Origin of the sequence: Pseudaquabacterium terrae, assembly GCF_013266755.1 — a bacterium.
GTDB lineage: Bacteria > Pseudomonadota > Gammaproteobacteria > Burkholderiales > Burkholderiaceae_C > Pseudaquabacterium > Pseudaquabacterium terrae.
On record NZ_JABRWJ010000013.1, the window covers coordinates 146833 to 168716 of the forward strand.

At 66.7% G+C, this 21884-nt stretch carries 15 protein-coding genes; all 15 read left to right on the forward strand.

The window, feature by feature from the left end:
* Nucleotide 1 precedes the first annotated feature (1 nt).
* The 15 genes from HLB44_RS32535 to HLB44_RS32605 all read left to right on the forward strand — a co-directional run bounded on the left by HLB44_RS32535 (nt 2) and on the right by HLB44_RS32605 (nt 21843).
* Nucleotides 2-262 carry a hypothetical protein gene (locus HLB44_RS32535; protein ID WP_173133489.1) on the forward strand — a complete coding sequence of 87 codons (261 nt, stop codon included), beginning with the start codon at nt 2-4 and terminating at the stop codon, nt 260-262.
* A gap of 7 nt (nt 263-269) precedes the next feature.
* On the forward strand, nt 270-935 hold the full coding sequence (locus HLB44_RS32540; protein WP_173133491.1) for a hypothetical protein: 666 nt from the start codon (nt 270-272) through the stop codon (nt 933-935).
* Nucleotides 936-946: 11 nt separating this feature from the next.
* Nucleotides 947-1249 (forward strand): hypothetical protein, encoded by a 303-nt coding sequence (locus HLB44_RS32545; RefSeq protein ID WP_173133494.1) that lies wholly within the window; start codon nt 947-949, stop codon nt 1247-1249.
* Between the two features lie 2 nt (nt 1250-1251).
* The gene (locus tag HLB44_RS32550) at nt 1252-2415 is read left to right on the forward strand and encodes a hypothetical protein (protein WP_173133497.1); all 1164 of its coding nucleotides are present in this window, start codon (nt 1252-1254) and stop codon (nt 2413-2415) included.
* Complete coding sequence (locus tag HLB44_RS32555) at nt 2415-3059, forward strand: phage baseplate assembly protein V (RefSeq protein WP_173133500.1); 645 nt, start codon at nt 2415-2417, stop codon at nt 3057-3059. Before HLB44_RS32550 ends, HLB44_RS32555 begins: the two co-directional genes overlap by 1 nt.
* 2 nt (nt 3060-3061) lie before the next feature.
* Complete coding sequence (locus HLB44_RS32560) at nt 3062-3397, forward strand: hypothetical protein (protein ID WP_173133503.1); 336 nt, start codon at nt 3062-3064, stop codon at nt 3395-3397.
* 4 nt (nt 3398-3401) lie between these two features.
* Complete coding sequence (locus HLB44_RS32565) at nt 3402-3782, forward strand: GPW/gp25 family protein (RefSeq protein WP_173133507.1); 381 nt, start codon at nt 3402-3404, stop codon at nt 3780-3782.
* 7 nt (nt 3783-3789) lie between these two features.
* Nucleotides 3790-6453, forward strand: a complete 2664-nt coding sequence (locus HLB44_RS32570) for a baseplate J/gp47 family protein (RefSeq protein WP_217283899.1) — start codon at nt 3790-3792, stop codon at nt 6451-6453.
* A complete protein-coding gene (locus HLB44_RS32575; RefSeq protein WP_173133510.1) occupies nt 6450-10058 on the forward strand; it encodes a baseplate J/gp47 family protein in 3609 nt (1202 codons plus the stop codon). Before HLB44_RS32570 ends, HLB44_RS32575 begins: the two co-directional genes overlap by 4 nt.
* Nucleotide 10059: 1 nt before the next feature.
* On the forward strand, nt 10060-12642 hold the full coding sequence (locus HLB44_RS32580; RefSeq protein ID WP_173133512.1) for a hypothetical protein: 2583 nt from the start codon (nt 10060-10062) through the stop codon (nt 12640-12642).
* A gap of 10 nt (nt 12643-12652) precedes the next feature.
* A complete protein-coding gene (locus HLB44_RS32585) occupies nt 12653-15997 on the forward strand; it encodes a DUF6519 domain-containing protein (RefSeq protein WP_173133515.1) in 3345 nt (1114 codons plus the stop codon).
* Between the two features lie 5 nt (nt 15998-16002).
* Nucleotides 16003-16965 (forward strand): hypothetical protein, encoded by a 963-nt coding sequence (locus HLB44_RS32590; RefSeq protein WP_173133518.1) that lies wholly within the window; start codon nt 16003-16005, stop codon nt 16963-16965.
* A 587-nt stretch (nt 16966-17552) separates the two neighbouring features.
* Nucleotides 17553-20714 (forward strand): eCIS core domain-containing protein, encoded by a 3162-nt coding sequence (locus HLB44_RS36865; protein WP_217283900.1) that lies wholly within the window; start codon nt 17553-17555, stop codon nt 20712-20714.
* 260 nt (nt 20715-20974) lie between these two features.
* Nucleotides 20975-21418: a helix-turn-helix domain-containing protein gene (locus HLB44_RS32600; RefSeq protein WP_246312597.1), complete on the forward strand. Its 444-nt coding sequence runs from the start codon at nt 20975-20977 to the stop codon at nt 21416-21418.
* Complete coding sequence (locus HLB44_RS32605; protein WP_173133521.1) at nt 21415-21843, forward strand: hypothetical protein; 429 nt, start codon at nt 21415-21417, stop codon at nt 21841-21843. Before HLB44_RS32600 ends, HLB44_RS32605 begins: the two co-directional genes overlap by 4 nt.
* Nucleotides 21844-21884: the final 41 nt, after the last annotated feature.

Consider the following 21884-nt stretch of genomic DNA (forward strand, 5'->3'; position numbering starts at 1 on the left):
CATGGGCAAACGCACCGTGCACGTCGCGAACCTCCGCATCCGCATCCCCCGCGGCCTCGGCGGTCAGGCAGTGGACCTCGCCTCGGGCCTGGGCCGCGAGATCCTGCGCAGCGTCGCCGATGCCACCGCAAGCGAGACCCGCAGCAAGAAGGTGGGCGCCATTGACACTGTGGTGGTGCGCGCCGCACGCACGGACGTGCCGGACCTGCAGAAGCAGGCGGCGGCGCAGGTGGCGCAGTCACTGCGCAAACGGTTCGACTAGGAAACACATGGCTGGCGTTCTGCTTCGTGGCGCATTGATCGAGTACGGCTCCGACTTCATGGGGCCGATACCGAACGTCGTCATCTTCCAGTTCAACCCCGACACCATGACGCGCACGGTGGAGGTGCCGCCGCGCCCGTCGTCGGCCGTCGCGCGCGAGACCACGCAGGCTGGCGAGCCCACGGTCGAGAAGATCACGCTCAAGGCGAGCTTCAGCGCTGCGGACGAATTCGGCAAGAACAAGGTGCTCGCGCGGCTCTTCGGCGTCGGCCCACGCCTGGCCGCGCTCGAGAAGATGGTCTACCCGGCGAATGAGCTCGTCGCCGCCATTGGCGCGGCGCTCGGCATCGGCGGTGCCGTGGCGGAAACCGGCGATGCGCGCCAACCCATTCCACGCCAGAAGATGCCGCGCATTCTCTTCGTGTGGGGTCCGTACAAGGTGTTGCCAGTGGTGCTCGAGTCAATGAGCATCACCGAGCAGCAGTTCGATTTCCTGCTCAACCCGATCCAGGCGGAGGTGTCGATCACGATGGCCGTGAATGCCATCGACGAATGTTCCGACGACAAGGTGGGCAAGGGCGCGCTGAGCTATTCGAACATGGCGAAGGACGCGCAGGCCATGGCCAACCTGGCCAATACCGCTTCGCAGGCGGTCGAGCTGATTCCGTTCTGAGGCGGGCGATCATGTTCGAATCGAATTCGCGCTATCTGAAGATTCCGACCGTCGAGGTCGAGAACGCCAAAGGCGAGACGGTGCTGGCCGTGAAGCTCCGGCGGCTGCCGGCGGTGGAGGGCAACCTCACCGCGGTGGCGGGCACGGACCGGCTCGATGTCATAGCGCACCGTCGCTACACCGACGGCACGAAGTTCTGGCACGTCGCCGACGCCAACACCGAACTCGAGGCCAGCAACCTCGTCGAGCAGGAATCGAAGGCGGATTCGCCCGGCACGCACGAGACGAAGTTCCTCTTCGTCCCCGAGAACTGACCATGAAGAAGGAATTCCGGGTCTATTACGGCAGCAAGCTCGCGACGAAGGCGCAGCTCGATGCCATCGAGGAGATCGTCGTCGAGCAGGAGATCGGGCACTCGTGGGCCGCGCGCATCCGCATCCCGGTGTGCATCGGCGAGGATGGCTCGTGGCACGGCGAGAACGAGCCCGCGTACGCCGACCACGCGCGCGTGCGCGTGGAGGCGCGCATCGGCGACGGGGATTTCATCGCGCTCATCGACGGCAGCATCCACTCGCAGGAACCCGACTACAACGCGACACCGGGCCGCAGCGCCGTGACGCTGGTCGTGCACGACGACACGAGATTGCTGCATCGGGAAGCCGCGTCCGAATCCTTCTCCGGGCAGACCGACAGCGAGATCGTCACGGCCATTTTCCAGGCCGCGGCGCTGGGCGAAGAGCCTGACGTCGAGGACACGCCGCGGGGCGCCGACGCGAATGCCGTCGTCAACCGTCGCGGCACCATGATGGAGATGCTGCGCCTGATCGCCGCGCGCTACGGAGATTTCCACGCCTACGTGCTTCCGGGTTCCTCGGTGGGCACCAGCAAGGGCTGCTTCAAGAAACTGCGCACCGGCACCGGCACTGCGTTGCCGCAGGCCATCCTGAGCGGCCCGCAACGCAACCTCTCGGAGTTCCGCATCCAGCGGAATGCAGGACGCGCCGCGCGCTTCGAAGGCGCGCATCTGAGCCTCGGCGATCTCAGCGTGACCACCGCGAGCGCGAGCCCCGGCGATGCGCTGGCCGCCGGCGCCACCGGCGCGACGGAATCGGACGACGAGGATCTGCTCGTGCGGCGGCTGCCGCCCGGCACGGGCGACCAGACCGACCTCGACGAAGCCGCGCGCGGCATGGCGGCGGAATCGGGCTACACGCTGCGCGCCGACGGCAGCGTCATCCCGTCCATCTACCCCGCCATCCTGAGCCCCTACCGCGTGCTCCCGGTGCGGCTCTCCAACAGCCGGTACAGCACGGACTACGTCGTCTACAAGGTGACGCACACGCTCGGCATCTCGGAGTACACGCAGCGCTTTTCGGTGATCGGCAACCAGGCGTCGCCGGAAGCAGGCGCGGGCGCGTCGTTGCCCGCCGCCGCGGCCGCGCCCGGTCTCAACTTCAACGTCCAGGTGGGCATCTTCTGATGATTACCGACGAATTGGAAACACAGCTGATTTCGCTCATCGAGTGGCGGCAGCGGCACCACTTCGGCAAGTACCGCGGCAAGGTCCACAAGGTCAGGACGGACGCCGAGCTCGGACTCGTCGACGTCAAGGTGCCGGAGCTCTTCGGCGACGACTTCGTGGTGGAGAAGGCACGCCCGTGCTCGCCGTTCGCCGGTGCCGGCCATGGCTTCGTCGCCATTCCCGAGGAAGGCGACGGTGTCTGGGTGGAATTCGAAGGCGGGAATCCTTCGAGCCCGATCTGGAGCGGGTTCTGGTGGGCGGACAACCAGATGCCCGAGCCCAAAGGCGCGCTCGTGCGCAGCTTCATCACGACCGGGGGTCACAAGCTGGTCATGGACGACGACGCCAACGAGGTGCAGCTGCTGCATGCGGGCGGCGCCGAGCTCACCATGACCGACGACGACATCACCATCAAGATCGGCGACTCGAGCATCAAGCTCACCAAGACGGACATCACGCTGCTGGCCGGCGCCGTGTCGCCGCAGCCGAAGATCAAGATCGAGGCGAGCCAGATCGCGCTGGAAACGAGCACCTCGGGTTCGGTGAAGCTCACGTCCGGCGGCGTGGACATCGGCAATGGCGCCATGAAGGTAGGGGCCTGACCGTGCCCGGATACATCCTCACTACTTCGAGCCAGGTCATGTGCACGCACGGCGGCAAGGCCGTGCTCTCCACCTCGAACACGAAAGTGAAGATCGAGCGCATGCCGGCGCTGCTGGAATCGGACGTGCACGCCGTGGCGGGCTGCTCGTTCACGTTGCCCGGTCCGAAGCCGTCGCCGTGCGTGCGCATCGAGTGGTCCGCCGGCGCCGCGCTCTGCAAGAACGACGGCACGAAGGTGCTGGTGCAGTCGAGCGTCGGCCGGTGCATCAGCGCCGAAGGCGCGACGCAGGGCCTCGCGATGATCACGCAGACGCAGACCAAGGTGCGGGGGACGTAGCGGCGTGAAACTCCAGAACGGCAAACATCTCTCGTTCCCATTCCGCGTGGGCAATGACGGACGCATGGCCACCGTGCGTACGCTCGACGAGCACGTGCGCGACGAGCTCGTGCAACTCATCCTCACGAACAATGCAGAGCGGCCGTTCCTCGTGGATTTCGGCGGCGGCGTGCGTCGCCTGGTCTTCGAGGGCGCGGACGACGTCACTGGCGCCGTCGCCAAGGCGACCATCACGCAGGCCATCAACGACTGGTTGGGCCATCGCGTGGTGCTCGAGACCATCCAGGTGAAGACGGAGGGCTCGACCATCTCCATCGACATCAGCTACCGGCTGGCGGGTTCAGCGGACTCGCGCGCACTGCGCTTCCAGCACGCGGGAACCTGACGGGCGCATGTACACCGAAGCCGACAAGCCTTTGCGGGAGCTGGCACTCACAGAGCCGCTGGCCGCGCGCGCGCGTCTGATGGCGGACTCTCCCGCCGTGACCGCGCCCAACGGCATCAAGCTCGTACGCGTGGTGGCGGTGGACGCGGTGGCCGACGAGGCCCGCATCGAGATCCACTTCTTCAATCTCAACTACCTCGCCGACCTCGTCGCGGGCTACACCGCGGACAAGACGCTCGCGAAACGCCTGTTTCCCATCTCGGGTGGCACGCGCCTGCGCGCCGGCGGCGCGCTCGGGCAAGTGCAGGTAGATAGTTCCGCGGCGCCCGCGACGCCCGCCATTTCGCTGCCGGTCGCCACTAGCCCGGTGCTCGTCGTGCGTGTGAGCCCGATCGGCGACTACTCCACCTACACGCTGGGCGTTTCCGCGTCGACGGGGGTGTTCGATCCGCTGTTCTCGGAAATCGGCTTCAAGTTCCGCCCGGGCTGCTTCAACAGCAACTGCGCGCCAGAGTGGGAGTCCGCGCCGCGCCCGCAGCCCGAGCTCACCATCGACTACCTCGCGAAGGACTACGCGTCGTTCCGGCAGACGATGATCGCCGCGATGATGGCACGCGTCCCCGGATGGGAAGCGACCAGCGAAGCCGACCTCGACATGGTGCTCGCCGACCTCTTCAGCGCCGCCGCCGACGAGCTCAGCGACTTTCAGGACCGCGTGATGAACGAGGCGTACCTCGCCTCCGCGCGCAAGCGAGTTTCCCTCGCGCGGCATGCGCGGTTGATGGATTACCACATCCACCAGGGCAGCCAGGCGTCGTCCTGGCTCGCGCTCGAGATCGGGCACGACGTTGGGCCGAAGCAATTCCAGTTGCGTGAGGGGCTGAAGGCGTGGGCGGGGGAGAGCTCCGCGGATGCGCCGCCAAAGGAAACGGCCAACTCGGTGGTGTTCGTGTCGCGCCATCCGACGCAGACGGTGCACCAGTATCTGAACCACATCGGGCTCTACACCTGGAGCAATACCATCACGACGCTGCGCGCGGGCAGCACGCGCGCCGACCTCAAGCTCTACCAGAGGTTCTATCCGGGCGACGGCACGGTGCCCGTCCCTGACAGCACCGACGCGGCGGCGAAGGAAATCCAGAACCTGATCCGCAACGGCAACATCCGCCGTCTGCTCATCCAGGAGCATCTGAACCCGGAAACCGGGTTGCTGCCCGGACGTGATCCATCGAAGCGGCAACTGCTGACCTTGTTGGGCGGCAGTGACCCCGCCACGGCTGCGACGGCACTCCAGGATCCGGTGACCGGCGAATGGTTCGTGCGCGTGCGCTGGGAGAAGGTGGACGCGCTGCAACGCGACTACTGCTTCCGCGTCGATTGCCCGTCCACCAACAGCGGCACGGCGCTGGGCGCCGTCGACAACATCTCGCTGTTCCACGGCAACCTGGTGCAGGTGCTTCACGGACGGATGCGCAGGACGATCTTCAAGGATCCCGAATCGCCGCTCACCAACGCAGCCGGTATGCCGCTGCAGCTCCACTACGAGCGGACGCGGTGGGGCGCGGTGTGCCGGATACCCGAAGCCAACCTTGCCTATCGCAACACGCTTGCGGGCGGCGACGTGCCTCCCGTCTCCACGCTGAACCTCACTGTGCAGGCGTCGGCGTCGGGTCCGAGCGACGCGTGGGACGAAGTCGCGAGCCTCATTCACAGCGACGACTCGGCGGAGCAGGGTGACCACTTCATCGTCGAGACCGACGAGAACCGGCGCAGCATCATCCGCTTCGGCAATGGCCGGAATGGCATGGACTTGCCCGACGGCGCGGTGGTGACGGCCAACTACCAGTTCGGCGAGCCGCTCGAGGGCAACGTCGGCGCGGACACCATCGTCTGCTTCGACGCCTCGACGGTGGTGGTGGAGTCCGTCGGACACGTGCTCACCATCCGCCGCTGCTGGAATCCCTTCGATGTCACGAACGGCAAGGACCGCGAGCCTCTCGCGGAGATCATCCGCCGCGTGCCGGAGGCGTACCGCCTGCGCCAGCTGCGCGCGGTGACGCTCCCCGACTACGTGGCGCGCGCGGAAGAGGTCGACGGTGTCGCGCGCGCCTCCGCCCGGTACGCGTGGACCGGAAGCTGGCGGACGGTGCGCATCACCATCGACCCGGCCGGCACCACGGAGCTCTCCGACAAACTACTCGCGGAAGTCGAGGCCTATCTGAATGCCGTGCGGCTGATCGGCGAGGACATCGAAGTGCGACCGCCGCTGTTCGTGCCGCTCGAGATCAAGGTGCGCGTGTGCATCGAGCCCGACGTGTGGCCCGAGGACGTGCGCTTCGTGCTGGAGCAGGAATTTTCCGATGGCTGGACCTCGGACGGACGCATGGGCTTCTTCCACCCCGACCTTTGGACCTTCGGCCAGCCGCTGCATGCCAGCCAGATCATCGGCCGCGTGCTCAAGGTGGATGGCGTGGAGCACGTGATTGCGCAGCGGCGCGCGGCGGGCTCCGAGCCGCCGATCAGCGTATCGATCAAACGCGCGAACTCGTCGTCCACGCCGGTCGAGTCGTTCACGCAGATCGACAGCAACGAAATCATCCTCGTGCTGAACGATCCCGATCACATGGAGCGTGGAACCATCACGTTCGAGCTCATGGGCGGCAGGCAATGAGCGACGCCTGCGACAACGACTGCGTCGCACCGCTGCGCTTCCCGCGCCGGCCGGGCGAGCGCCTGGCCACGGTGCACGGCGAGAACTGCTCGTGCTGCGCGCCGTCGGCGCGCGTCAGCGCCGACAACCGGCCGGCGCTGCCGCACTTCAACTATCGCAGCGGCACGTACGGGACCATCCGCGAGTGGCTGTTGCACCAGGTGAACCAGTCTCCCGGGCTCCGGCACTGGACGCATCGCGCACCCGACGACCCCGCCATCGCGCTGCTCGAGGGCGCGTCGATGCTCGGCGACATCCTCACGTTCTACCAGGAGACCTACGCCAACGAAGCCTTCCTGCGGACCGCGCAGTGGCGCGACAGCATCTCGGATCTGGTGCGGTTGTCAGGCTACCGGCTGTCGCCCGCGGTCGGCGGCAATGCGACCTTCGCGTTCGAGATCAAGAAAGACGAGCCCGTGGTGGTCCCCGCGGGATTTGCGCTCAAGGCGACGCTGGCGGAGATTCCCGCGCCGGCGACGTTCGAGACGAGGGAAGAGAGCACCGCCTATCCGTGGCTGAACCGATTCAACCTGTTCAAGCCGCTGGAAGACGGTGACATCCTCGCGACCACTACCGAGTTCTACATCACCTATCCCGAGCAGCTGCTGCAACCGATCGATCTGAAGATCGGCGATCGTCTGCTGGTCGGTGACCCGGACCTCGCGGCGGTCTTCGGCGCCGCCGCCCTGCCGAATGCCGAAGTCGTCATCGTCGACTCCATCAGCGAGTTGCATGGGCGCAAGACCTACAAGATCAAGGGCAACCTGAAGCGGTCCACTTCAATCGACACGCTGGTCGCGTTCCGTCTGGGCCGCTCGTTCCATCACCAGGGGCACAACGGCCCCGCGAACATCGTCGATCCGTCTAAGCCTATCAGTTCGACCACCAGGACCACCGCGCAAACCAATTCGAGCCCTGCCAAGACAGAGACCTCGACGACCATTCCGCGGTTGCTGGTTCCGCTCGCCCGGCCGATCAGGACCGACACGGGTGTCTTTTCCAATCCCGCGATCAGCCTTTCCATCCGCGACGTGGAGTTTCCCCTGGATCTCGAGGTACAGGACATTCCGGGCAACGTTGCGATGATCATCCAAACACGGATCGCCTCTCCGGGCGTCACCGACATCGCAAACTACTCCGACTTCCAGACGCTGATCCGAACGGTGAGGCGCGTCGACCCGATCGCGATCACCTGGGGCGCGATCAGCGGCGTCGTCAGCAAGGTGACGGTGTCGGGTCCAATTTCCGATTCGATCGGTGATGGGGACCCGATTCTCGCGCAGCAGGCGCTGGACAATGCTGAACTGGCCAATGAGGAAGCTACGCAGGCACTCGCGGACGCGGCGGCGGCCAGGACTTCCGCGCAACAGGCGCGGGCGGATGCGGATAACGCCATTGCCGCTGCCGCTGCCGCCGATGCGGACATGGCGGCGAAGACCTCGGAATTCGCGACCGCCGATGCGAAGGCTACAAACCTGGCCGTCGCCGCTGCCATCGCCGCGTCGGCGCTCAAGGACGGGCCCACCGATGCGGCCGCTCAGGCAGCCGTCGTCAAGGCGCAGGATGCATTGACTGCCGCCAACCAAGCGCAGAGCTCCACGAATACTGCGGCAACTGTTGCCGACGTCAAGGCCGACGAGGCGGAGACCATCCGGGACTTCACGGTCGCCGCGGATTTCTTGGCGCTTGGCCCTCTGGCACTCACGTCTCCGCCTCTGGCTGCTGCAACACTTGCGCTTGCGAATGGCTATGCGTTCAGAGCCGCTGCTGCGGAGCGAACTGTTTCCAACGAGGTCAACGCGGCCAAGGCCAAGGTCGACGACGCGCAGACCAAAGCTGTGGCCTCCAAAGTGGCTGTCGATGCGGTCGCCGCCGCCGCCGCGGAAGACGCCGATGCCCGCCGCCGCTCGGAGCTGGCTGATCAGGCCGCGAGTGACGCAAAGGATGCGGCGGATCTAGCCGCGGGCGCATTGGCTCTAGCCAGAGGTGCTGCGGCGTTGGCTCACTACAACGAGGCAATTGCGAAGCTGACGGCCGACGGTCGCGAAAAGGAAGCCGACGACTTCGAAGCGCTGGCCGCGATCGCGGTGGAAACCGCCGCGATCAAGGAAGCCGCGAAGCTCACGCGCATGTACATCGGCGATGCACTGTTCCACGAAGTCACCACGCCGTTGTTCACGCTCAAGCGCGCGAAAAAGGAGATCGCCGCGACGACGGGCAACAAGCTGAACTTCTACGGCACGGTGGACGAGGTCGAAGCCCTCGAGAGCCGCCGCATCATGCTGCAGAAGGATGGCGAGCCGAGCGAACTGGTCAGGGTGTCGAGCGTCGACACGACATCCGCGACCGGCACCGAGGCGCTACGGCAGCTGCACGAAATCACGCTGCCCGCGAACGTCAGCTACGCCGACTTCTCGAACACGAAGCCGAGGGTCACCGTGTTCGGCAACGTCGTCGACGCGAACGAGGGCAGGACGCTGCCCGAGGTCGTGCTCGGCAGCGGCGATGCCAGCGCGGTGTTCCAGAACTTCAGACTACCGAAGGCGCCGCTCACGCATCACCTCGTCGCGGGCAATACGCCGGCCGAAACGCCGGAGATCGCGGTCTACGTCGGTGGCCGCGAATGGCAGCGGGTAGATAGCCTGTTCGGGCGCGGCGCCGACGAGCGCGTCTACATCGTGCGCGAGGACGCTGCCGGCAACAGCTGGGTGCAGTTCGGCGACGGCAAGACCGGCGCGCGCCTCACCAACGGCGTGAACAACGTCACCGCGGTCCAGCGCATGGGCGCGGGTGCATTCGGGCCGCTCAAGGAAGACACCAAGGTCCAGGCGGTCGCGAAGCTCAAGAATTTCGATCAGGCACAAATGCTCGACGTGGTCACGGGCGGCGCGCCACCGGAGAGCGGCGACAACGCGCGCGAGGCCGCGCCCGGCAAGGTGCAGAGCCTGGGCCGCATGGTCAGCCTGCAGGATTTCGAACGCGAAGCGGCCGCCATTCCGGGCGTCGCCCGAGCGAGCGCCGCCTGGCAGCTCGAGGACAACGTTCCGGCTGTCGTCGTGAGCGTTCTGATGGACACCGGGCGCGCAGCGGAGCGGCTCGCCGTTCGCGACATCATCATCGGCTACAACACGCAGCGTGGCGCGGGACGAACGGCCATCGAGGTGCTTGAAGGCAGGCGCATGCACGTCACCGTGTCGGTGCAGTACGCGCTGCAACCCGGCTATCGCTCCGATCTCGTCGAGCCGCAGATCCGCCGCGCGCTCGGCGTGAACACCGGGCTGGCGGTGTGGCAGGAAGATCAGACCGGTCTCTTCAGCCTGAGGCGGCGCCGGTTCGGTGGGAGCGAATACGCGTCGTCCATCGAAGGCATCACGCAGAACGTGGAGGGCGTGCTGTGGGCGAAGGCCGTGACCTTCGCTGCACTCGCGGACACGGACGCGCCCGCGGACCTCCCGCTGCCGACGGGGTCGGTGCTCGAGCCGGTGGTGACGTGCGACGCGCAGCACGTGCTGAGCCTCTTCGATGCGCATCTGTCCCTGACCGCCGTCATGGCGCTGGGGAGCTGACATGACCACGGGCAAACGCGTAGAGCTGTATCGACGCCTTCCGGAGATCTACCGGATCAAGGACGAAGGCCTGCCCGAGCTCTACCTGCGCGACGGCGAGCGCGTGCCCGCGCACCAGTTGCGCAGCTATCTCGAGCCCGTGGAGGACATGTTCTCGGCCATCCACGAGAACATCGAATCGCTGTACCACGATTTCTTCATCGAGACCTGCGATGACTGGGTGATCCCGTACATCGCCGACCTGCTGGGCACCAGCCATCTCTCCGGCGACACCTGGACGCTGCGCGCCGACGTCGCCGACACCATCGCGCTGCGCCGTCGCAAGGGCACGCTCGGGGCCATCGAGCTGCTCTCGTTCATCCTCACGAAGTGGGGGGTGCACTGCGTCGAGCTCATGGAGAACATGGTGTGGAACCAGCACCTCAACCATCAGCGTCCGGACCGCGGCGGCGTGCCGCCCTACGGGCTGCCGAGGCTGCGCTCCGCGCCCGTGCGCGGTGGCACGGCAAACCTGCGCGATCCCTCGCTGCTGTCGCAGCTCGGCACGCCGTTCGACCCGTTCGCGCACGTGGCGGACGTGAAGCCCCACGAAGCCGGGCAGGTGCGCTACAACCTGCCGAACCTGGCGATCTACTTCTGGCGGCTCAAGGCTTGTCGGCTCAACGTCACGCGGCCGCATGCGCTCAAGGTGTCGCCGCCGTCGGGTGCACCCCGCGTGGTGCGCATCAACGTCGACCCGGTGCCGGTCAACAACCTTTCGATGCCCTATGTCGAACTCGACAACCTTCCGGCCGGCCGGCCGGGGACGCTGTTCAATACGAACCGGTTCGATCTCTTCAACCGGAGGCGCTCCGGGCCGGAGAAGCTGAACCTCGCCGCCATTGCGCCGCGCATCACCTCCGCGGACCAGGTGCCGGCGCCGATCCCGGTGGAGCGCATCTCCGACGCGGACTTCGCCGCCGCGTACGATGCATCCCTGGCCTCGCCGGTGCCGCAGCCGTTCGCCTCGTTCGCCGCCGCTTCCTTCACCGCGCCACATGAATATGTGTCGGTCGAAACCTATGACGAGCTGCGCGCGGACCTGAGCACGCTCGACATCTCGGACCAGGGCCTGCAGCTCCACCTGCCGAAATCCATCTTCCCCAACCAGGGCTGGCCGCACTCGGCGCTGCCGCGCAACTGGACCATCCGCGGAGAGAACCTGTGCGCCTGGGAGCGCGGGCTCCAGCCGCCGCTCGGCAATCGGGAGATCGCCATCGACCCCATGCGCGGGCGCATCTGCATCGGCGTGCTCGACGACGAGCTGGCGGATGCGCTGGTCGACCACCTGCTGATCTCGTTCGCGTATGGCGTGGTGGGCGAGGTCGGCGCGCATCCGATCTCCTATCCCGCGCTGCCCGCGGCATTCGACCACGACCGCACGCCTGGAGTGATCTACAAGACCGTCGACGTCCGGCAGGGGCCGTCGTTGCAGCACGCGCTGTGCGATGCGTTGCTCGCGGCGCGCCAGGCGGTGGCCGCGGATCGGAACGCGCTCGGGAAAGTGCCCATCGTCATCGAGATCACCGACAGCCGCGTTCATGCGCTCGACATCGACGCGCTGCCGGCGGCGGACGTCGTCGACGAGCACGGCATCCGCAGCATCAAGCTGCACGCGCCGCTCATCATCCGCGCGGCCGACGAGCAGCGGCCCATCCTCGAGCTCGCGCGGCCGCTGGCGTTCCGCCCGGCAATGGTGGCCGGCACGTCCGCCCCGCAGCAGTTGCAGTTCGATGCCGTCATGGACGCATTGTTCGTGCGGCTCGAAGGGCTGTACGTCGCGCGCGGCCTCGATTTCGGCGCGACCCTGCCGCTGGTGGCGCGCGCCGCGCTCAACAAGCTCGAGATCCTCAACTGCACGCTCGACCCGGGCGGCTTCCGCCGTTTCAACAGTACGCGCGCGCCGCTGCTGCCGGCGTTCAAACTGCTCGAGCCCTACGGCTTCGCCGACGCCGACGAGGAGCGCGAGTTCAAGCAGGTGCCGGAGATCGACATCCAGCGCTCGATCTGCGGCGCGCTGATGGCCGACGAGGGCTACCGGTTGTGCATCGCGGATTCGATCGTCGAATCGATCCCGGTGGCGGCGACGGATTCGTTCGCGATCACGGGCGCCAGCGACCCGGTGAACGGCTACGCGGGCCGGACGTGCATCAAGAACGTGACGCTGCTCGGCCGCGCGCGCGTCGCGGGCATCGATGGCAGCGGAGTGATCTTCAGAGGCGCGCTGCAAGCCTTCGACCAGCAAACGGGTTGTCTGAAGTACTGCTGGTTCGCCGACGATGCGCGCAATCGCCTGCCACAGCACTTCGCCTGTGTCAGCGGTGCCGACGCGCGGCTGATCTTCACGAGCGAATACTTCGGTGACGCCGCGTATTGCCAGCTCTCGCTTGAATGCGATCGACGCATCCTCGAGCAGGGCGTCGGCGGCGATCAGATGGGCGCATTCAATTTTCTCCTGGAAGCTCACAAGTGGCGCAATTTGAGAATTCGGTTTCGCGAGTTCATGCCAGTTGGAATCCGGCCGCTTTTGATTCCGGCAACCTAGGACGGATTGTATGAAGGGCGATTTCTCCAGCTGGAACAAGGACCGGTCCCAGAACTTCCGGGGGACGCTGCATCAGCAAGGCAGGGTCTTGCTCGATCGCGACTGGAATGCACAAACCGAGATCATCGGCGAGTGGCAGGAAACCGCGGGGCGCGATGCCTTCGGCGCTGGCGTCGCCGCCGTGCCGGCGGAAGTGCCGCTGGGCTTCAAGGTGACCGAAGCCCGGATCGACGCCGGCGTCGTCAAAGTCTCCGCGAACAAGGGCCGCGTGTGGGCCGATGGCCTGCTGGTCGAGGCACCGCGCGATCTCTCGCGACGTGTCGCGGCGTATCTCAACCTGCCTGCGGGCTCGGTGCCCGACACCGCCGCGGCTCCGAACGACGCGGTGATCCTGGAAACCTGGCTCGAGGCACTGAGTCCGTTCCAGGCGCCATCGTTGCTCATCGAGCCCGCGCTAGGCGGCGTCGACACCACAGAGCGCGTGCAGACCGCGTACCGCTTCCGGCTCTTCCGCATGGCGGACGGCGAAACCTGCGACTCCATCGCGCCACAGCTGCGCGACGATTTCTCGACCAAGGGAAAGCTCACCGTCAAGCTCAACCCCACCGTCGTGGTGACCGGCGACTGCCCGGTGGTCGAGAGCGGCGGCTACACCGGCTTCGAGCATCGCCTGTATCGCGTTGAAATCGCCGAGACGAGCCGGACCGGAAACTTCTTCAAGTGGTCGCAGTTCAATGGCGGCCTCGTGGGTACGGGCGACTTCGACGCCGTCAGCCGCCGGGTAACCCTCCACGGCAACCTGAATGCGATCGTGCACGCGGGGCTCAACGAGTTCTATCTCGAAGCGCTCGACTTCGATGAGGCCTACGGCTTCTGGCGCGTGGTCTACGGCGCCATGGCAACGCTCGGCGCGGATAACATGCTCACGCTGCCGCCCGTCGCGGACGCGCGGGAATACCTCGGTTCGATGCCGCCCGCTCCCGCGAAGGGCAAGCGTTTCTTCCGGCTGTGGAACGGCATCGAAGCCATCGCCGACTACATCGCCGCCGACCGGGATCTGCCCGACCTCGTGGGCATCCGGCTGCGCTTCGACACGGACGCGAGCGGCAGGCACACGCCGTCCGACTTCTGGACCTTCGAAGTGCGTGCCGGCGAAATCGGCAACGCTGCCGTGCTCATCGGCGATCCGGTGACGTTCGCGGGCGCGCCGCCGCAGGGAATCTTCTATCACCGCGTCCCGCTGGCGGAGCTCGAGTGGACCGGCACCAGCATCACGGGCGATGCCATCCACGATTGCCGCAGCGTCTTCCAGCCACTGACCCGGCTCAAGAACTGCTGCACCTACCGCGTTGGCGATGGCACCCGCAGCCACGGGGACTTCAGCAGCATCCAGGATGCCATCGATGCGCTGCCCGCGGAAGGCGGCCAGGTGTGCGTGCTGCCGGGCCTATATAGAGAGAGCGTCCACATCCACGAGCGCGTCAATGTGGTGGTGCACGGCTGCGGGCCGCGCACGCGCGTTAGCGCCCGCGTGACCACCGATGCGGCCGCGGCGATGCCTGCGTTCCTGGTCGAGGACTCGACCGGCATCGCCATCGAGGGCATGGCGATCGAAGCCGGGCCGCGCAGCGCGCTGCAGATCGACAACTCGCGCTTCGTCACGTTGCGTGGCTGTCTCGTGCAGATGCGCGACGTGGCCTCGCTGTGGCAGGCCATCTTCAGCCGCGGCGACGATGTGAACATCGAAGACAACACGGTCGAGATCGTGGCGGCGGAAGGCGGCGCACCGGCCGCCACCATTCCGCCGCCGGTTGGCGATGCACTCGCGCCCAACGGCGTACGCACTCCGTCGGCCGCGTCGCGGCTCGCAGTGATCACGCGCGGCGGCATCCAGGTGGCCGGCGGTTCCGATCGCGTGCGCATCTTCAACAACCGCATCCGCGGCGGCACCTGGAATGGCATCACGCTAGGAAGCCTCGAACAGCCCGACGTAGAAGACAGTGGAACTCCGGATCTTCCCGAATCGGAAGACGACTGCGCGCAGTGCAGGCCCGTCGACCTGACCGCGCCGCCCCCGCCCGCGACGGCCGACGCGCCGTCGGCCCACTTCACCTCCGCGGGCGATCTGTACGACATCGAAATCGGCGGCAACCACATCACGGACATGGGCATCAACGGCATCGGTGTCGTGCGCTTCTTCAACCTCGCAGACGGCGGCGAGATGATCGGCGTGCACGGCCTGCACATCACCGACAACATCATCACGCGCTGCATGCGGCTCACGCTGGGTGACGTGGAGAAGTCCATGGAGCGGCTGATTGGCTATGGCGGCATCGCGCTCGCCAAGGTCGGCGACCTGCGCATCCTGCGCAACCAGATCATGGGCAACGGCGCGAGCGACCGGGCGCCCATCTGCGGCGTGTTCGCGATCATCGTCCAGGGACTGCAACTCGACGACAACCGCATCTTCGACAACGGCCACGCGCGCGACGGCGCGGACGGCGCGCTGCGGCCCGGCGTGCGCGGCGGCGTGCACGTGTGGCTCGTGCTGCCGACCATCGAGCAGGCGGCGGGTGGCAAGTACCAGTCGTCGTTCGTGAGCCGCGAGTCCGCGCGCAACGGCCTCACTACCTGCGAGGTGCGCGACAACATGATCGTCGCGCCGCTCGGGCGCGCGTTGACGTTCTTCGCGCTGGGGCCGGTGGTGGTCGCACGCAACCGGCTGGTGACCCAGGGCACCACGGGCAGGGGAATGGATCTCGCCGCGGCCACCGTGCTCATCGGCGATCTGGGCATCAGCAACGAATGGACCTGGGGCCTGCTGGCGATGCTGCTGTGGACGCGGTTCGGCACGTACAAGCCGATAGACAGTTTCAACACCTGCGCCTACGCGAAAGCGTTCGGCCTGATCCGGTCGCTGAAGCCGCCGGCGCTCTGGCCGCCGATCAGCGCCTTGTGGGCCACCGGCAAACTACTGCTGACGGAGAACCAGATCACGCTCGACGTGGCAGAGGAGAATCGGCCACTCGGTATTGCGCTGACGTCGGTGTTCGTGTTGTCGCTGGACGACGTCGGCATGGCCGACAACCAACTCGAGGTCAGCTCGACGAATTTTTTCGTCGCGGCCGATGCGCTCGTGCTCGGCGGCAGCCTGCGCGTCGCCGACAACCGCTTTTCCGAGACCTGGTACCGCACGTACTTCTCGGCGTTCACGTGGGGCGGCATGAACACGACGACGGACAACCAGTCCACGCATTGCATCCGCGCGGCGGCGCTGTTGCCGCGCATGCTGATCAATCGCGACAACCTCGCGTTGATCGAAGTCTTCTGCCCGAATGAATGCGGACAAGGGTGAGCACCATGCCTGAACAGAAAAACACCGGCTTTTCCTACAACATCCCGGACGGCTTCTCGGCCGATGCGATGCGCGACGAAATGCTGAAGGGGAAGGCTGACGCGGCCCTGCTCGAGCTGATGGGCGAGGCGCTCGACCTGTACTCGTTCATGGGCACGCTGCCCGACGCGCTCATCGCTTCGCAGAAGCGCGAGGCGAAGCGGCTGGCGAAGTTCTCCGGAGAGAAGAGCCCGCGCATCGAAGCGCTGAAGGCATCGATGGAGCAGGCTGCGCAGCTCGATACGACCGTGCGCTGGGGAAGGGCGCGCTTCGACCGCGCGGTGGCTTCGGCCATCGAGCCCAACGAAGTGTTCCACGGCTTCGTATCCGGCGCCGGCCTGCAGATGCAGAAGGGCTACACGGTTCGCCTCATGGGCGCGGACGGCAAGCCGCGGCAGTCGGCGTTTACCGAGGCCGACGGCTACTTCACGATGACGCTGAAGGCGCGCGACAAAACCAGCGCGTATCGCACGAACGATGAAACCCGGACTGTGCTGCTCGGCGAACTATTCAAGGTCTTCGGCATGCGCGGCTCATCCGCGACCGCGTCCTCCAAGGCCGGGGCGGCAACCGCGGTGAACGACGCGCCCCAGGACACGGCCGCCACGGAGAAGGACCTGGCCAGCGTCGAGATACTCGACCCGAATGGCCGAGTGGTTCAGCAGGATCCGATTCCCGTCGACGTCAATGGTGGCACCGTCTATCGCGAGTACCTCGTCGGCAGCAAGCCGGGCGACGTCGTGACGAAGCGGTACGTCGGCAACACCGCGTCGCGCGAGATTCACGATACGCAGAACCTGAAGAAGCAGTGCAACTTCGACGCCATCCGCCCGAACCACAAGGTAGAGTTCGACAGCACCACGGCCGCCGAGAAGGCGGGCTACGACTATTGCGCGCATTGCTTCGACCGGAAGATGTCGAAGCGGTGATGGCCCGCTGCGATGAAAACCTTCGCGCAGGAGAAATCCACGGACTCGCGAGCCCGGCAGGGCTCCACGCACTCTCTTGCGTTCGATGTCTCGCGGCCGGCAATCGGGCTGGCCGGCGCTCCCGCCACGTTCCTTTGCGTGCCGAACGAGAAGGGCATGACCGAGGCGCTGAGGGCTGACGGCGACTGCCGGCCGCCAGAGCCAGTCGCATCCGTGGAGGTGCCGCCGGCACCTCGAGTGCCTCAAGCGTCTCGCCCCCCGGCGACCACGGCAAATCCAGCGAAGCAGGCGGCCAAGCCGAGGAAGGCGAAGTGAAGGCATTCGCGACGAAAACACCGGCGCCTGGACACTCGCCGGACCATGCTGCCAGGCGGCACGAGGGTTCCCCCGCCGAGGTCTTCCGCACGGCGGCCCCTGCGGCCGTCCGTGCCCGAACGTCGTGCGCATGTGGGGGCGGCTGCCCTCGCTGCGCAAGCGCGCTTGTCGTCGGCCCGCTCCGCGATCCGTTCGAACAGGAAGCCGAGCGAGTCGCCGGCGAAGCCGCGGCCGGTCCTGTCAGCACACCAATCAGCCGGATCGGTAAGCACGTGCAGCGCGCCGACGTTACCGGAGGCGGCTCCACCGGAGCAGCGCCGTCGAGTGTCGGCGGCGTCCTTGCGGGAAACGGCACGCCGATGCCCGCGTCGGTGCAATACGAGATGTCGGGGCGGTTTGGGCGCGATCTCTCGAACGTCCGCGTCCACACCGGGCCGCAGGCCGAGCTGTCTGCCCGCGATGTGTCGGCAAAAGCGTACACGGTCGGCCACCACATCGTATTCGGCGCCGGACACTACGCGCCCGACTCAGCTCGCGGCAAACAGCTGCTCGCGCACGAGCTGGCCCATGTGGTGCAGCAGTCCGGTGGCGGCGCCTACCTGGCACGGTCGGTCGATGACTGGCTCACCGGCTCCGTCAACGTGGGTGCGATGAGCTACACCCAGCTTCTAGGCGAGGTCGACGAACTTGCTCAGTACCTCGAGCGACAGACCGAGTCGTCGCCCGATACCACCCGGATTGAAGAGGCGTTGCGGGCTCTGCGCGCCGAGGTGAACCGGCGGGACACCGCCGCCGAGGGCCCTCGGGCGCGCGGGCGAGGCGGCCGACGCGCCGCCACGCGGGCGAGCGACTCGCCGCTGCCGGCGCGCTATCCGCGCGTGCTCACCGAGATGACGAGCGTGGCCTACGCCGACCCGGCGGAGATGCGCGCCGAGTACGACCTGATCATGCAGTGGCTGGCGCGAAGCGAGATCAGCGCGAATGAGCGGCGCATCCTCACTGCCGAGCGGGACAGCCTCTCGCCGCAGCTCCGAGCGGACCGCGGACTCGTCGCCGCCGAGAGCCGCGCGGCGCGGCTCCGGATGGCGCTGTCGCCTGTCGCAGACGACGACGCGCGCACGCTCGAGACGCTCGCCCGCACGATCCAGGGGATCGTCGCGGAGCCGGGAAGCGACATCCGCTACATCTATCAGGGGCACGAACGCATCGGGATTTCGGCCGCACAAGCCGAGCAGTTGCGCCGCAACCTCCGGACTGAGCTCGAGCGCGCCGCCCGTTCCATCGATTCGCGCGCTTCTTACTACTGGGATCGCTACAACTCCCAGCTCGCCATCAACAGAGACTCGCCGATCATCGCCAGCATTTCCGGCTGGCGGGTCGAGGATCCCGGGGACGAACTCAGGGGGCGCTACTTCTGGGTCTACCAGCGTATTCGCACGATCCAGGAGCACCTCGCGGCCGATCGCCTCGTCGAGGCAGCGGCCCTCCTGCCGCGCGTCGAGTTCGTCGGTCAGGAGATGCGCCGGCTTTCGCGGGCGTTCTACGAGGGCTACATCGAGGGTGCCGAGACGGCGGTGGCCGTCCTGGAGTTCACGCGCGATGCGTCGTTCGCCATCGCGGGCAGCGTCGCGGCGATCGTGGCCGCCCCGATAGTGGCCGGGGTCGTGGCCGGAACGGGGGCGACCGGTGTGCTCGCGGCGGGGCTGACGACGGTCGGCACCGGCCTCGTCGTCGGCACCGGCACGGCCGTGGTCCGCGGCGGCTCGGCCGCCACGGGAACGGCAATGGCGGGTGGATCATGGAACGAGGTGAGCTCGGCGTTCCGTGGTGAGGCGATCCGCGGCTTCCGCGAGGGGTTCATCAACGGCGGCGCCGGCGCCGCGGCGCGGCTGCTCGGCCCGGCGTTGGGTGTGGGCACGTCGCTTGGCGCGCAGGCGTTGCGACGGGTTGCGGCCGAGGCCATCGTCAATGGCACCGCTGCGATGGTCGATGTCCTGTGGCAGGGCGGGTCGCTCGATGCAGCCGTCGAGGCGGGCGCAAGAGCCGCCGTGCTCTCTGTACCAGGCGCGCTGCTCGGTGGATCGAACAACCCCATCGTCCGCAATCTCGTGGCGCCGCTCACGGCTGGCGGGATGGCGTACATCGGCGCACGAGCTTCGGGTGCTTCGCCTGGAGATGCGATGCAGGCGGCGGCAGTGGCAGTCACCACCAACATCTTGATGACACGCAGCTCCCACGACGCGCGTTCTGAGGCCGCGCTGTTCGACAGGGGCCGCGCGATGGGAGGGCGCATGCGCGAAACGGCCGCGAACGCCACGCGGCGAGTGGCGTTGTACGGCGCAGCCACGATGATCGGCGTATCCGACGCCGTGCCCCCGGTTCGATCGAGCCATGGTGGCACCTCCACCGTGCTCGACACCGACATGTCGCCGACGGCGGTCATCAGCTCCACGGCGCCGACATCCACGGCGGACGTCGAGACGTTTCCGGTAACGTCGACTGTCGCAGCCGACGACACAGCCCCGGCGCCAATCTTGACGGCGACGGCTGCGGACGGAACGACGTCGACGACGAGCACGACCACGCCGACGCCGACGCCGGGGGAGGCGAGCCCGACGACCTTATCGAGCCCAACGGGGGCCGATACGGCTCCGGCGACCAGTTCGAGCGCCGCGACCTCGCCAGCGGTCGCATCGACGGCGGCATCGGCGGCAGTCAGCAGCGCAACTCCCGCTGACGCGGGCCCTGCCGCGACAGCGCCAGGGCCCAGCGCGGCGACGCCGTCACCCCTGGCACCGATCGCCGGCGCGCAGGACATTACCGTGAGCACTGCGACTCCAGGACCTGTCGACACTCACGACATGGGAAGTCAGCTAAGCGCAGAGCTTGGCCTACCAGCCGTGCAACCGGCAACAGGAACGATAGCTGCCCGCACCGCTGCGGCATCTGCGGACGCCGTGGCCGGCGGATTCGCTACGCCGCAAGGTGATCCTGCGGGACCGGTGTCCGCCGTGGTGGGAGAGCACCGCCATGCGTCCGAACGAAACGCGGCTACCGGTCAGACAGGAGCGACGCGTCAGTCGGCACACATTGGCGCCACGTCGCTGCTCCGCACGCTGCTTGGGTACAGCCGCGGCGCCGCGCTGACAGTACTGCTTCCGCCCGCGCAGCACCATGCATTCGACATCCACTGGATGCGCTGGATAGCTGCTAGGCGGAATTCGATCCGTGCATCCGGCAGCACGACGTTTACGGCGCCGTTGAGCGACATTCTCGGTGCACAACGCCGGGCGATTCAACAGACACCAGGCCTGACACAGCAGCAAAGAAGTACTCTGCAGTGGATGCTGGAGAGAGAAATTCAGACGTTTGCCGCCAACCTGCCAAATGGTATGGCCACCACAGTCCCGCTGCCCGCAGTTCTCGGCAGCTGATCCCGCCATCAGTGAGCGAGCGCGATGGGTTTCAACGTAGAGACGCCGCTACTTCGGGCCGCGGGGAAGGCCCTGCCGCAATGGGACCACACGGCATTCTCTTTGCGCTGCGGCAGTGACATGGGCCCAACTGGCGCTGAGGCGGCTGGCTCGACGGACTTGACTTATCAACCAGCTCACGCGACTTATCCGCCCTTCTGTCGGACGCGCGAGAGAAAACATCGGCCTCCATTGCCGCCAGACCGCCTGCGGAGGGTGCAATGAATTTGACCGAAACCGAAGTCATGGGACTGCAGCGACGGGCCGACGCAAGAACCGAGAGAGCGGATTCGGCCCGACATGCCCGGCTGATCTTGTTGCGCACGGATGGTCTGACGTGGGCGGAGATCTGGGCCAAGCTTGATTGCAGTGACAGCTACATCGATCGCTGGAGCAAGCGCTTGGCAGCCGATCGGCTGGCAGGACTTTTCGCTCGGCATGCCGGGCGCGAGCGCTACAAGGTGACCGACCGCATCGAGGCGCGCGCACTGGCACGCACGACCAAGCACAAGCCTGCGGATGGCTCGACGCATTGGTCCACGCGCAAGCTCGTGGCCGAACTCGGCGGAGACATCTCGCACATGACCGTGGTGCGCATCTGGGCCAAGCACGGCATCAAGCCGCATCGGCTGGAAGGCTACCTCGCCTCCGGGAGAAACGCATGAGCAATCCAATCAACCCTGCAGCCGAGGCGCTCAGCGCATTCTTCGTTGGCCTGTTGTACTTCTTGGCACAATGGATGTGGCAAATGGCGAATGCCAAAAGCGGCGCAGCCCTTCCTGTTGCCTACGTGCTGTTCATTGGAACAGCCGTATCCGGCGCCGGCAGCTTTCATGCGCTGCTGATGTATGGTGAGTGGCCGCCAGGTCGGATGAGGGTCGTCAATGCGTTGTTGTTTTCTCCATTTCTCGTCGTCGGCCTCGCTTCGTATGAGCGCGCGAGAATAGCCTTGTCCCCGAGTGCCTCCGCCTGGTACGAGCATTGGGCATTTGTAATTGCCGTGGGCGTCGTAATTGGATTTGTGCCCCTGGCTGCATCATATGCCATTGCTCGGTCTCGAACCAGCAAGTCCATTGACACGAGCCATTGATCTCTTTCGGTGAGCGGCCCAGTGAGACGAGACTCGCGACG

Coding starts and splice junctions, on each gene's coding strand:
- HLB44_RS32545 (WP_173133494.1), top strand. CDS start 947: ATGTTCGAATCGAATTCGCGCTATCTGAAGATTCCGACCGTCGAGGTC.
- HLB44_RS32540 (WP_173133491.1), top strand. CDS start 270: ATGGCTGGCGTTCTGCTTCGTGGCGCATTGATCGAGTACGGCTCCGAC.
- HLB44_RS32600 (WP_246312597.1), top strand. CDS start 20,975: ATGAATTTGACCGAAACCGAAGTCATGGGACTGCAGCGACGGGCCGAC.
- HLB44_RS32585 (WP_173133515.1), top strand. CDS start 12,653: ATGAAGGGCGATTTCTCCAGCTGGAACAAGGACCGGTCCCAGAACTTC.
- HLB44_RS32605 (WP_173133521.1), top strand. CDS start 21,415: ATGAGCAATCCAATCAACCCTGCAGCCGAGGCGCTCAGCGCATTCTTC.
- HLB44_RS32550 (WP_173133497.1), top strand. CDS start 1,252: ATGAAGAAGGAATTCCGGGTCTATTACGGCAGCAAGCTCGCGACGAAG.
- HLB44_RS32575 (WP_173133510.1), top strand. CDS start 6,450: ATGAGCGACGCCTGCGACAACGACTGCGTCGCACCGCTGCGCTTCCCG.
- HLB44_RS32555 (WP_173133500.1), top strand. CDS start 2,415: ATGATTACCGACGAATTGGAAACACAGCTGATTTCGCTCATCGAGTGG.
- HLB44_RS32570 (WP_217283899.1), top strand. CDS start 3,790: ATGTACACCGAAGCCGACAAGCCTTTGCGGGAGCTGGCACTCACAGAG.
- HLB44_RS32580 (WP_173133512.1), top strand. CDS start 10,060: ATGACCACGGGCAAACGCGTAGAGCTGTATCGACGCCTTCCGGAGATC.
- HLB44_RS32535 (WP_173133489.1), top strand. CDS start 2: ATGGGCAAACGCACCGTGCACGTCGCGAACCTCCGCATCCGCATCCCC.
- HLB44_RS32590 (WP_173133518.1), top strand. CDS start 16,003: ATGCCTGAACAGAAAAACACCGGCTTTTCCTACAACATCCCGGACGGC.